The following is a 14,595-nucleotide window of genomic DNA, read 5'->3' as shown; positions in this document are numbered from 1 at the left end:
ATGACATTAATTCGCTATGGGGGGACCAGAAATGAGCGTTCGCAGCTGGTGGTTAATGATTTCAGTTGGTCTAGGGATACTATTGAACCCATTAAATTCTTCGATGGTTTCTGTTGCTATTCCAAGTCTGCAAAATGTGTTCCAACTTGACTTTACAGGTGTTTCCTGGATTATTTTTTCTTTCTACATTGCAAGTAGCATCGCACAACCTGTCATGGGAAAGGCCAGCGATTTATTCGGTCGTAGGAGGATATTTCTTTCTGGGCTTGTTGTAAGCTTCATTGCATCATTATTAGCTCCATTATCACCAAATTTCGGGTGGCTCATCGTGTTCCGCATTGTGCAGTCCATCGGAACAAGCATGATGGCTGGGGTTGGAATGGCTATTGTTCGAATCCATATTACAGAGAAACAAGCAACTGCGTTGTCTGTTTTGTCCATATTCCTATCTGGAGCAGCAGCGATTGGCCCCTTTATTGGCGGTGTCTTGATTCACTGGTGGAATTGGCCTGCTATCTTTTTCATCAATATTCCGTTTGTGGTGGCCAGCTTTGTATTGGCTTGGAGGACTATTCCTAAGGACGAACTGCCAACATCCGTAGCACGCAACATGTCCTTTCGTAAATGGTTTGAATTGATTGATGCATTAGGAATTCTGCTCTTCACAGTGGCTTTGGTTACCCTGCTCGTTGGATTACTCTCAGCAAAATCATCTGGGCATATCTCGTTAGGAAATGTCATTGTTGGGCTGATAGGTCTCGTTGCGCTGGGGATATTCATACGACATGAGTTAAAAGCGACATCACCCTTTATTCCTTTACGTACATTTGCCAAGTACCCTGCGATGACTTGGGTTAATGTTGAATTCATGCTCGTTAATGTACTATATTACTCGCTCTTTTTCGGGCTTCCGTCCTACTTGCAAATGGTACGTCATGTCAGTGAGTTCCAAACAGGCATTCTCATGCTAAGCTTAGGCTTGTGCTCGCTAATTACTTCTCCAATTGCAGGACAATGGATCGATAAATCAGGACCCCGACCGGCATTGCTGGTGTCCGCAATTCTGATGACATTGGGGTCAGTGTGGCTCGTGACATTGAATCCAACTTCACCGGTTATCAGCGTGTGTTTGGCTTTAGCTGCATTCGGTATTAGCAACGGTTTGAACAATGTAGGTATGCAAGCAGCCCTGTTCCAAAGTTCTCCAAAAGAAATAATCGGTGTAGCATCCGGATTATTTAACACATCAAGATATCTGGGAACCATTATCTCTTCATTATTGATAGCTATCGTAATGGGAGGTACGTTTAGCTTCAAGGGATTTCAAATGCTTGGGATTATCCTCACGGTAATTGCATTGTCTTTGGTATTCATGAGTCGGCAGCACTGGAAGTCAGCGCAATTGTATGAGTCGTAGGCCCACAAAGTTCATATCTCAAACCATTGCGCGGCACCAATCATCATGCTTCCAATGTCATTAATTTGGCGTAAAGATCTACTACAACAAGTTTTAATTCAGCGACATTGCTACATAAAAACTTGCTACATTCAAACCACAAAAGCCGTAAATCTCCGGGGTTATTGGAGACTTGCGGCTTTTGTGGTTTGTTTAGATTGCCCCAAAGCCATTTGAAAGCTTTGGGGCAGTTTCCCTATTTTGAACTCAGAGCTTGTTTTTAATGCCTAAAGTGAAAAATTAGGTGGACATTATTCCATTTCCATCTGTTACTAGTAAGTTCGCTAGCTCTGTTTCCAACATCGCTTTAACGATTTCTGGATTTTCTTCAAAAGGAAGTTCCAGTGAGATTTGCAATACATTCTCCACATGCTGAACAGTAAAGAAAATGATTGAATCCCGATAGATGTCCCTCTCTTCCGGCTCGATATTTTTAAACAGCTGATATTTATCCGACGCTTCGCCAAGGTAATTGAAGACAATAGGTAGCTTATTCAGGCTATGCTTCAGATACCGGTTAGACTGCGGATACAACGAAGCCATTTCATCATTGTATATGAGATTTAGAAAATTCAGGTTACGCGCTACGGCCAACTGCATACTGTTTCTGATCTCATGCCCATGTTCATCCGCATCTGTAAGCAGTACAGGGATTTGGTCTATAAATTCACCTATAATATCAAAATACTGCTTGTCCTCGTATGCCCGGCCATAATTGGTGAGAAGAATAGGAATCTCGTCCACTTGCAAATATCTGCGGAAAAAGCGGTTAGCTAGTCGTATAGCCAAGTCCCACATGTCTCCGATTGCGTCAGAATCATTCCAATCTGCAAGTTCTACTGTCACATCTGTGCCCGTTGTATGGTTGCGCTCATCAATTGCGAGGACTACAGCATCCGAAGCAGCAGCAAATGCAGACAAGCGAAATTTGTCGACAATCTCTTGATCGCCCATGCCCTGAGGTCCTTTGCGAACCTGACTCACATAATCACGGTAGCTTCCTGCTAGTTGCTCTTTTACATTGCTCATGTCATCATATGCACGGTACAATTCACTCTTAACGACCTCTCCGCTCATGCCATCATAGATGAGATGTGAACAAGGGAGCAGCAGCAAATGATCCCGTAAATTAAGGCGAACAAGCGCAATGCGATATAACAAGTTTCCGGTTGTTTCATAAGGGTTCATAAAGAATTCAGGCAGTATATGTGAGAGTATACGATTTTGCATCTCTGCACCGTAGTTCGATAAATCTATCATTGGAATATCCATGCGCTCCTTCATGGACAACATTTCCCATTCCCATCCGACATCTGTTTGGACCAGCACACTTCTAAAAAGTTCATGACGCTCTATCAGGCGTTGCATGATTGCAGATAACCGTTCTACATCCAGCAGGTAACTATCAAAAGGAATGACACCTCCTGAGGATTGCGGATGCTCCAAATGATAATGTTGAGCGGGAGCAAGCGCATAGCGTTGTAAAGGCTCCCCTGCCAGCATCGTGCTGTTCCATTGGTCATTCATCCGCAGCAGATGTTCCAGCCATTCCTCAGCATGCCGCTTCACAGCTTCATCGTCTACCATCGTATCTGTGTACAGCTTTTCACAGTCAGGTACTTGAGCAGCTGCTTCAAAAGGAAGCAAATGATGTGGATGAAGGTCAGGATGAAGGCCTGACAAAATGACTTTCTTCAGGTCCTCTGCTTGTATAGAATCGAAAGGATCTATGTGCAAAGTTAATTGATCTCGCCCTTCAACAGCTGTTGATTGGAAATGAGCATGTACGTCATAAGCCTTTTCGATGATGTCGATTGCCTCGGCAATATCACGTGTTAGCATACACGACATCGAAGTGTCTGCTCGCATATACTCTGACATTTGGCGAATAGTCTGATATTGAAACACCTGATTAACCCCTATTTCAATGCCAACAGCCTGAGCCTGTGAAACCAATTGAATGGCTTTTAGGGAGTGTCCGCCTAAATCAAAATAGTTATCATCAATGCTAACAATACTGACACCCAGATTCTGCTTCCAAATATCTACCATATGCCGTTCCATGTCGTTTCGCGGGGCTGCATATTCAACACCTGTTTGAATGTCTCCGTCCGGCGCAGGAAGCGATTTACGATCAATTTTTCCGTTAGTGGTCAACGGCATCTTCTCCAATTGAACAAAATAGCTTGGCAGCATGTACATCGGAAGATTCGGAACCAACGCTGCTTTAAGTTCCTGAATGGTCAGATCGCTATCAGCCACAAAATAAGCACATAAATCTTTTTGTCCTGATTCATTCTCACGAGCAATAACCACCGCTTTACGGATCGCAGGCAGGTTAATTAATTGCGCTTCTACTTCTCCAAGTTCAATTCGGTAACCCCGAATTTTTACCTGATGATCCATCCTGCCTAAATATTCAATATTTCCATCTGCCATCCATCGCGCCAAATCTCCTGTGCGGTACATACGTTTTCCGGGTTGGAAGGGGTCTGCTATAAATTTCTCATCTGTCAGCTCACGATTTCCCATATAACCTCGCCCTACTCCATCACCACCGATGTAGATCTCGCCTGCAATTCCTATCGGAACCAACTTCCGATTCATATCCATAATATATACGTGCTGGTTAGCCATTGGCTTGCCAATCGGCACCGTATGTGTCCAAGCTGTCATCGTTTCCCCGTCAATGTCGTATGCAGTTGTGTCTACGCAGCACTCAGTAGGACCATAAACATTAGTTATTTGCGGACGATATCCGGGCCGGGTGCTCAAAAATGTTTTAACGAGATGACTGGGCAGCGCCTCTGCTCCAAAAATAAAATGCTGTACATTCAGGTCTGCAACGGAGTCTTGCATTTCCGTCAGCATATGCATGTGTGCCGGTGTACCATCAGTAAAATCAATCCGTTGGGATCTGAAATAGTCAGCCAAACGATGACCATTGGTGCTAATCTCTCTCGGCACCACGTGAAGCGCATGCCCGAGAAGCAGGCATGGGAAAATTTGTTTCACTGATGCATCAAATACATACGGCGATAGCCATGCCATCCGCATTGGAGATTTGTACTTCTTATACACTTGTTGTCTAAATGCGGTTGTCATATTAACGACATTAGAGTGTTGAATCATCACTCCTTTGGGTTTGCCCGTTGTACCTGAGGTATACATCACATAAGCCAAATGGCCAGGGTCACAAACTTCAGCCAAGTTGGAACCGTCTTCTGCGGATAGCCTGTGACTTTCAGGTGAAATGATCAGCACATCCGACGGTACCTTCGCGGCCATTTCTGGCATGGCAACCATAAGCTTAATATGGCTGTCTTGTAACATATAGAGCGTACGTTCCTGCGGAAACTCAGGGTCGATAGGTACATATCCCCCACCAGCTTTTAAAATACCAAAAATCCCTACAATCATTTCGATAGAGCGCTCCACAATCATTCCGACCAATTGATCCGCCTGGACTCCTTCTGCTCTTAGCACGCGAGCCAGTTGGTTTGCACGCACATTTAATTCGTTATATGTGATCTGGCTATCTCCAAAAACTACAGCTACTTGATCTGGAGTCTTCTCTACCTGTTCTTCGAATAATTGATGAATGGTTTTTTCACTTGGGTATTTCACCGCGGTATTTCCCCAGACATCCAATATCATTTCGATTTCCTGTGGCGTAATGATCTCAATTTCAGAAAGCTTTGTCTGTGGTTCATCTACAACAGCTTTAATCAACTGGAGAAAGTGATCGGCCATTCGTTTAATCGTGCTTCTCTTGTACAGGCTATCGGCATATGTGAAGCTGAAAACCAAACCTTCAGAGCTTTCCATGGCCGTAAGTGTCAAATCGAATTTTGCCATATTCTGTTCGCCCGGGCACAGAGTAACCTGCAAGTCTTGGAATTCCGTCGTACCAGAGTCCATGTTATCTAGCTCAAAAAGAGTATCGAATAACGGATTTCGGCTCAGGTCCCTTTGTACATTCAGCTTCTCCACCAGCAATTCAAACGGATAATCCTGATGCTCAAAGGCATCAAGCACCTGGTCCTTCACTTCCTGAACATATTCGTAAAAAGACTTATCCCCTTCAGGAAAGCTCCGCAATGCAAGCGTGTTGACAAACATACCGATGACCGGCTGCAAATCATGATGCTGTCTACCTGCAATAGGTGTTCCAACAACGATGTCCTCCTGACCGCTGTACTTGAACAATAGGGTCTTGTAGGCCGCCAGTAATACCATAAATAAAGTAGCTCCCGCCTGCAAACTGATTTCTTTCAAACGGTCCACGTCCTGATGTGAAATGGCAAAGGAAACGGTGCTGCCCGAGGTGCTACGTGTTGCAGGTCTTTCAAAGTCGACTGGGATACCCAAAATCGGAATATCGCCGCTCATTTGCTTGAGCCAGTATTCTTCTTGTTTTTCCATCCATGAGCTACCAATATCTCCTTGCTGCCATACCGCATAATCCTTGTATTGAATTCGCAAGGCGGGCAACGTTTTTTCTTCATACAGTGCGGGCAGCTCGTTCATCAATATACTCATGGATACACCATCTGAAATCACATGATGCATGTCAAACATAAACCAATGACGCTGTGGAGATTCTTGCAACAGAGCAGCTCGAAGTAACGGTGCCTTCCCAAGATCAAAAGGTCTGATAAATTGTCTCATCATTGCTCTTGCTTCGTTCTCGCCATTTCCCTGCATAACCTCCAAAGTGAAATCGACATGGTCGTGAATCCGTTGTACCAATTTATCATCTACGAATTCAAAAGAGGTTCGCAATGTATCATGACGCTGAATTAATTGCTTAAGCGCTCTTTCTAATCTTAAAAAATTCAGTTCCCCTTCCATCAAAAGCATGGCAGACATATTGTAGTTATTCATACTGCTCAAAACGTATAGTCTATTTTGAGTTATAGATGCCGGATAACTGTCTCTCAATTCGGCAACAGGAATCGCTGCAAATGGATTTGGAGACAATTCATGAACAGCCTGCGCCATTTGCTCAATTGTTGGAAAGTCAAATACATAACGCAACGGAAACTCAATATTTAGTTCTTTGTGAATTTTTGCGGCCAATGCAGTCGCACGAAGTGAATGTCCGCCAATGGCAAAGAAATTATGATGAATTCCGACGGACGGAATGTCGAGTACCTCTCTCCAGATTTGTGCTAACTTCGCCTCCATGGCTGTGCGCGGCGCTGCATATTCTGCAGTCAAATCAGTATGTTCCTCGAATGCTGACAGTGCCTTGCGATCAATTTTTCCATTCGGTGTCAGCGGCATGTTCTGCAGTTGTATAAAATACGACGGTACCATATAGTTCGGCAATTTCTCATTCAGCAAATTCAACATCATACTGCCGCTGATTTCTTTTTCAGCTACGTAGTAAGCGGCCAAATGATAGTCTCCCTGCTGATCTGCACGAGCCATGACAATAGATTCTTTAACACCGTCCACCTTGATAATTTGCGCTTCAATCTCACCGAGCTCAATCCGATACCCGCGGATTTTGACCTGATGGTCAATCCTACCCAAATATTCAATGTTCCCATCTGGCAACCATCGTGCCAAGTCACCTGTACGGTACATTCGCTCATAGCCAACTTCCTCTGCTGCAAACAGATTGGCTACGAATTTTTCTTTTGTCAGCTCTGGACGGTGCAGATAGCCGCGTGCCAGCCCCGGACCGGATACACACAGCTCACCAGGGACTCCTGCAGGTGAAAGATTTCCGTGTGTATCCACCATATACACGCGGTGATTAGATACTGGACGTCCGATGGATATGATTCCACCTAACTCAGAATTTTCTTCCGATACCGGCCAAAGAGACGTTGCAACGGAATTTTCGGTAGGACCATACGCATTGTAATAAGCCACCCGGTCCTTCCATTTGGACACCAGTTCTGCGGTAGAGGCCGATCCTGCTGTAAGCAGAACACGCAAATCAGGCATGCGATCAGGGTTCAGGTATACAGCATAGTTTGGCGGCAGCGTTGCAATTGTAATTCTGCAGGCAGCCATGTATTGCTCGAAACGTTCATAATTCAAAATAGTCTCGGAGGAAGGTATATACAATGTCGCTCCGCATAGTAAAGACTGGATTATTTCCGAGCATGACGTATCAAACGAATAACTGGCAAACATGACAACCCGATCGGACAAGCCAATACTCAACTTTTGCTCGAAGTAGGTTTTAAGATTACTAAGACCGTGATGCTCAAGCATTACTCCCTTAGGCTGACCTGTCGTCCCGGACGTATAGATGACATATGCTAGATCGTTTGGACCCGATACAGCCTCCAGATTCGAACCGTTCTGATGATATACGGGCAGCATTTCCCCGCGTACATCCGCTTTTCTTGTATCGGAAGCGACTCCGTCCTGTTCACCGTCAAGCACCAACACTTTGCCTCCAAACAGCACCTTTTCCGTCAGGTGCTGTTGTGTTAACAACAGTTCCGTACCTGAGTCGTCCAGCATGTAGCGGATGCGTTCCTCCGGATAGGTTGGGTCTATCGGGATATATGCTCCCCCCGCCTTCAAAATTCCCAATATGCCCACAATCATATCTACGGAACGCTCTGTCATCAGACTAACCAGACTATCGGCTTTCACGCCATAGCTGCGTAAAGTACGGGCCAGACGGTTTGCGCGCTCGTTCAATTCATGGTAGGTCAATTGTTGACCTTCAAAATATACCGCTGTCTGATCCGAAGTCTGCAAAACCTGTTCCTCGAACAGTTCGTGAATTGTTTGTTCACGCGAATACTCTGCCGTGGTATTTCCCCACACCTGGATGATGTGCTCCCGCTCGTGCTTAGTCAACAGATCCATTGCCTCAATTAAACTATCCGGGTTCGCTATAATTTGATCCAGCAACCGCAGTAGATGTCCTTGAATCTGCGACACACTCTGATGATCATACACCTGGGCATTGTAGGAAAAATCAATTCGTAGCGTATCTCCCTGAAGTACTATGATGCTTAAATCGTAGCTTTCTTGCTCAGTATTGGCCTCTTCCAAAGTAGTCTCAAACACCATTCTATGGCCAAAGAGGGCCAGTTGTTGCACTTTCGCTGTAACCAATTCAGACATTGGCAAATGTTCATATACCGCAGATTCATCGGTTTGCTGCTGCACACCTCTCATCAACCCGATAAAGTTAGCTCCTGCTTCGGTTCGAATGCGAACTGGTAAGGTGTGGTTACCCAGTCCAATTGAATGCTTCGAATCCAATTTATCTGTCAAAGGACTTGATATGGAGCAAGCGAACACCACATCATCTGTACCGTTATACTTTTGTAATAAAATTCCCCAGGCTGTCTGCAGTAGCGTATTTGTCGTCACCTGCTCATTCAGTGCAATTCGCTGCAGTGCTACCGTTCGTTCAACATCCAAATTAATCTCCAGATGCTCTGTCTGATATGGACTGCGTCCCATCAGATTGGCATATGGCAATTGAGGTGCTTCTTCATAGCCTTCGAGCAGAGTACTCCAGTAGCGAGAAGCCTTTAGGATGTCCCTATGTTTTTTTAGAATCCCTTTGTCTTCTTCCGAAATCAGCGTCAATTCGCCCAGCTTAGTATCGGGATTGGCTACAACGGTTTTAACCAACTGTACAAAATGCCTTGCCATGCTTTCTACCGTTTCCCGTTTAAACAAAGATGTAGCGTACAGAAATTGGAGTTGAATAGATGCTTCCTCCTCATTAACTTCAAGCGTCAGGTCGAATTTCGCAGAAACCTGCTCTATGCCAAAAGAGCGGAAGAACAACTTGTCCAACTTCACTTCCTTTTTCTCCACATTCTGCAATACAAACATCGTGTCGAACAACGGATTACGGCTCATATCTCGTTTCAGGTCGAGCTTTTCCACCAGCTCCTCAAACGGATAATCCTGATGCGCATATGCTTGCAGTGCACACGTCTTGGCGTCCTCAATGCAGTTATAAAACGTCTGTTCAGCGTGAGGATGATTGCGTAATGCGAGCGTGCCGACAAACATACCGAGCATAGGCTCCAGGTCAGCATGCGGTCTACCTGCAATCGGAGTACCAACAATGATGTCTTCCTGCCCTGTGTAATAATGCAGCAATGCTGTGTATGCAGCCATAAGTACCATGTACAGCGTAGAATCCGTATGCACCGCCAGTTCTTTTAAACACTGAGTCAATTCCTGTCCCATTTCAAACTCAACAGCGTCACCTTTCGTACATCGTGTTACCGGACGCTCAAAATCAGTTGGCAAATCCAGTTGAGGCAAGTCACCACTAAATCTATTCAGCCAGTACTCTCCCTGACTCTTTATTTGCTCCTGCTGAGTTTTGCTATGCTGCCACACAGCATAGTCCGTATATTGAATACGCAGCGGAGATAATACTTCACCGCTATATAAGCGGGCAAAATCACCAGCTAATATTTCAATGGATACTCCGTCTGAAACGATGTGGTGCATATCAAGCATCAATAAGTGCTGCGGCTCCTGGCCTTCTTCGTCCAATCCCAATTTGACCAGCTTTACACGTAGCAACGGAGCGATCCTCAAGTCAAATGGGCGTACAAAGGAACGGGCATGTTCTTCTGCTAAATTTTCAAGCATAAGTTCATTGGATTCTGTCCGCAGTTCTGATATTGTGGCATATTCCAACTCAAAGTGAATCGTATCGTGCACCCGCTGCATCGGCACACCATTCACCAGTTCAAAGCTTGTCCGGAGTGACGCATGACGTGAAATTAATTGACGGAATACCTCTTCCACCTGGTTCACATCTATCGGACCGATTACTCTCAGTGCTGATGTGGTGTTATAGCTTATCCCTTCCGGATCCAGCTGGTGGAGCACATACATCCGTGTCTGTGCGAAAGAAAGCGGGTAAGTGTCGCGTTTTTCCGCCACCGGAATGGATGCATATGTGATTTGATCCTGTTCTTCAAGCAAGACCGCCAATTGCTCGATCGTCGGTGCCTCAAATATGTTTTGCAAATCCATCGGTTTGTTTAAATCTTTGCGAACTCTAGAAGTCAGTGTCGTCGCTCGCAGCGAATGACCACCAATTTCAAAGAAATTTTCGTTGATGCCTACTTGCGGTAGACCCAGCACATCCTGCCAGATGTCTGCCAATTTTATTTCCATCCACGTTCGCGGTGCAACATGGTCGGACAAACGACCTTCTGGTATCGGCAGCGCCTTACGGTCAATTTTACCGTTCGGTGTAAGAGGTACGTTCTGCAATTGAATGAAGTGAGAAGGGACCATATAATTCGGGAGTTCTTCATTTAACATCTTGCGAAGCTCGCTCCCCGTCACTTCCCGTTCCGCCACATAATAAGCAACGAGTTCATGTTGGTTTTGGCTATTTTCATGTGCCAGTACAATGACCGCTTGCATGCGATCTGCCTTCAGCATAGCCGCCTCAACTTCGCCCAGTTCAATCCGGTAACCGCGAATTTTGACCTGATGGTCAATCCGACCAAGGTACTCAATGTTGCCGTCAGGCATCCATCTCGCCAGGTCGCCTGTCCGATACATGCGTTCATAGCCCGCTTCCCCACCTGTAAACGGATTGGTCACAAATTGTTCAGCCGTTAATTCCGGACGATGCAGGTATCCGCGTGCCAACCCTGGGCCGGATACGCACAGTTCACCTGGGATTCCTGTCGGTGCAAGTTGCCCATGTGCATCGACCATATACACGCGGTGATTTGGTACAGGACGTCCGATTGAGATGGATACCCCTGCTTCGGCCCCTCCCGGTACTGGCCAAACAGACGTTGCTATGGAATTTTCCGTTGGACCGTAGGCGTTAACATAGGTCACACCGTCTCTCCATTTGCTGACTAGCTCAGTGCTGGTCGCCGATCCGGCCGTGAACATGATGCGTAGTTCCGGCATTCGTTCAGGGCTCAAGTATATGGCATAGGTTGGGGGCAGCGTTGCAATTGTAATGTGATGATCCGCCATATACTGCTCAAACTTGTCATAGCTGAGAATGGTTTCTGATGTCGGGATACATAAAGTGGCCCCGTTGAAGAGCGCCTGAAGCATTTCCCAGCATGCCGCATCAAAGGAAAAGCTGGCGAACGATACAACACGGTCGGAACTGATGATCCGCAATGTCTCCCTGAAATACGTATGCAGATTGCAGAGCCCACGATGCTCGAGCATGACTCCCTTAGGCTGGCCTGTCGTTCCAGACGTATAGATTACATATGCTAGGTTATGAGGACCCGATGTGGCTTCCAAATTCGAACCATCCCTGTGATATGCGGATATAGCTTTTCCTTTTGCCTCAGCCATACTTGCATCCGCAGTGGCTTCGTCCATTTCTGCATCCAGCAGCAGGACCTTGCCCCTAAATTCCACTTTTTCAACCAAATGCTGCTGCGTTAACAGCAGTTCCGTACCTGAATCGTCCAGCATATAACGGATGCGGTTCTCCGGATAAGTCGGATCGATCGGAATGTAGGCGCCCCCTGCCTTCAAAATACCTAAGATGCCGACAATCATGTCAATCGATCGCTCTGTCATCAGGCCGACTAGGCCGTCTGCCATCACACCGTTACTGCGTAAAGTACGCGCCAGACGGTTCGCTCGCTCATTTAATTCACGGTAGGTCACTTGTGCTCCTTCAAAATATACCGCTACCTGCTCCGGTGTCTGCTTGACCTGCTCCTCAAACAACCCGTGAATCGTCTGCTCACGTGGATATGCTGCTTTCGTGTCACACCAAGCACCCAGCAGTTGCTCGCGTTCCTGAGGCGTTAATATATCCAGCTCGCAAATCCGACCAGCTGGATTGATCTTGATTTGCTCCAGCAGTTGCAGCAAATGCCCCCGGATCTGTTCTATCCTTTCATAGTCATATACCTGGGCGTTGTAACCAAAATGAACTCGCAGCGTCTCTCCCGGTAACACCACGATATTAAAATCATAATTCGTCTGCTCAACCGCTCCTGCTCCGGTTATTTTAAAATCAGCTTCCTCTCTTTCACCTAATTGCTCAAGTTGTTCATCCACCGGATAGTTCTCAAATACCATAATATGATTAATCAGTTCCACTTTCTGCTCTGCCTGTGCCTGAATCTCATAGAGTGGGAACGTTTCGTATGATCCCGAAGCAAGCGCCTGCCGCTGAGTTTGCTTCATCAGCTCTGTAAATGCAGTTGCTTGTCCGCCTTGAATACGGACGGGGACCGTGTTAATGAATAGTCCAATCATCTGCTCTACTCCGGCAATGTCCGCTGGACGTCCAGATACCACGCTCCCGAAAACGACATCCTCTGTGCGATTATACTTTTGCAACAAAACACCCCAGGCCGTTTGCATCAGCGTATTTATCGTTACCTGTTCTTGCTTTGCCAATTGCAGTAGGGCCGTTGTCAGGTCTATACCCAAATCAAATTCCAGATATTCGGCCTCATATCCCTGGGTCTTCCCTGTTTTGGCCTGCGGCAAAACCGCCGTCTCCTCATAGCCTCGCAAGTAACCGCTCCAATACTCCGCTGCTTCCTGACGGTTCTGTCCCTCCAGCCATTCGATGTATCGGCTATAGGGTGTTACCACAGGCAATTGCGGTGTCTTCCCTTCTACTAGGGCGGTATATCCTCCAAAGACTTCGTTGGTAACCAGCGACAAACACCAGCCATCCATTATGATGTGGTGGAAGCTCCATACAAAATGGTATGAATCATCTGATGTACGCAAGATAGATACACGCATCAGTGCATCCTTTGCCAGATCAAAGCCCCTCTGCTGATCTCGACGCGTGAACTCCTCGATATACTGCTCTTGCGCCGACTTCTCCTTCTCACGTATATCCTCTACGTACAGTTCTCCGCGTTTATTCCGGTACACCACTTGCAGCGGCTCGTCCTGCAAATCGCTCCGGAAGTTGGTCCGCAGAGCTGAATGACGCTGTACCAACAAGTCCAGACTGGCGGCGAATGCAGCGAGATCCAGCGTTCCCTTCAATTCAAAGGTGGACTGCTCCACATAGGCGATCGACTGGGAATCCAGCATGTTGTGAAACAGCATGCCTTTTTGCATCGGCGTCATGGGGTACATATTCTCAAGCTCTCCGTCAGGCTGAATCTGCTCCACCATCCGGTCCAGTTCTTCCAGGCTTAAGCCCGAAAACAGCACATCACTTGGCGTCAATTCGGAGTGCTCCCGAGATGCACAATGCTGAATCACTTCCAGCACGTTCTGCTTGAATTGCTCTGCTAGATGCTCAGCAGCATTTTGTTGGAGTGCCTTAATGTTGTATTGAATACTTAGTTCCAGCATGCCATCTGTAACGAGTCCTCCCACGTCCATAACACAGGGCATTTGGGTCAATTCATGAGTATTAGCTCCGCTGGAATATGGAGAAAAATGCATGCCGCTATGCTGCAGTGACTGATCAAATTCGCCCAAATAATTAAAGCTGATCTGTGGCTCGGCGTATGTTGCCCCGGACGGTCCATTCTGGCTGAGATATCTCCAGATGCCATACCCAATTCCTTTATGTGGAATGCTGCGCAGCATCTCCTTCATCCGTTTGATGTGCCCGGAGATATCATCTTCCCGGTTAATCCGCAGCAGTACCGGGTATTGACTCGTAAACCAGCCAATCGTCCGTGATATATCCGTATCCTTTATGATTTCTTCCCGGCCATGGCCTTCGAGAAGAATCGCAACCTTTTCACTGCCAGTCCAAGCGCTTAACGTCTTGCCGAGTGCCGTCAACAACAGATCATTCACTTCTGTGTTGTACGCGCGGTGGGCTTGCTTCAGTAGTTGATCAGTCTCTTCCTTCGTAAGCCTCACATTTACGATACCCATGTCTTGCTGCATAAACTTATCGCTATGCTCTTGGGACACTGGAAGTTGGGGCGACTCGGATGCCGCCAGTTCATTCACTTGCTCCCAGTATGCGTGCTCACTTTCCATCTCAAGGCTGTCGGCATAGGCTGACAACCGCTCCGACCAGACCCGGAAGGAGTCTGTTTTCGTCGGGAGCTGTATGGCTTCTCCACGTACAGCCTGCTCATAGGCATTCGACAAATCCTCCAGCAGTATCCGCCACGATACGCCGTCTACCACCATATGATGAATAGCCAGTAGCAGATGGTCCCCATCAGCGCAGTGGA

At 46.6% G+C, this 14,595-nt stretch carries 2 protein-coding genes; one reads left to right on the top strand and one right to left on the bottom strand.

What is annotated here, in order from left to right; genetic code table 11:
- The first annotated feature begins 31 nt into the window (after positions 1-31).
- Positions 32-1,417: an MFS transporter gene (locus G9G54_RS23555; protein ID WP_165179810.1), complete on the top strand. Its 1,386-nt coding sequence runs from the start codon at positions 32-34 to the stop codon at positions 1,415-1,417.
- 279 nt (positions 1,418-1,696) lie between these two features.
- On the opposite strand, the gene G9G54_RS23550 is transcribed toward G9G54_RS23555, so the two are convergent.
- On the bottom strand, positions 1,697-14,595 hold a 12,899-nt coding region (locus G9G54_RS23550; RefSeq protein ID WP_165179809.1), incomplete at its 5' end, for a non-ribosomal peptide synthetase.

This window comes from Paenibacillus sp. EKM212P (assembly GCF_011066115.1).
GTDB lineage: Bacteria > Bacillota > Bacilli > Paenibacillales > Paenibacillaceae > Paenibacillus > Paenibacillus polymyxa_B.
The sequence above is the reverse complement of the archived record's forward strand: the minus strand, read 5'-3'. Positions and strand labels throughout refer to the sequence as shown.

Coding starts and splice junctions, on each gene's coding strand:
- G9G54_RS23555 (WP_165179810.1), top strand. CDS start 32: ATGAGCGTTCGCAGCTGGTGGTTAATGATTTCAGTTGGTCTAGGGATA.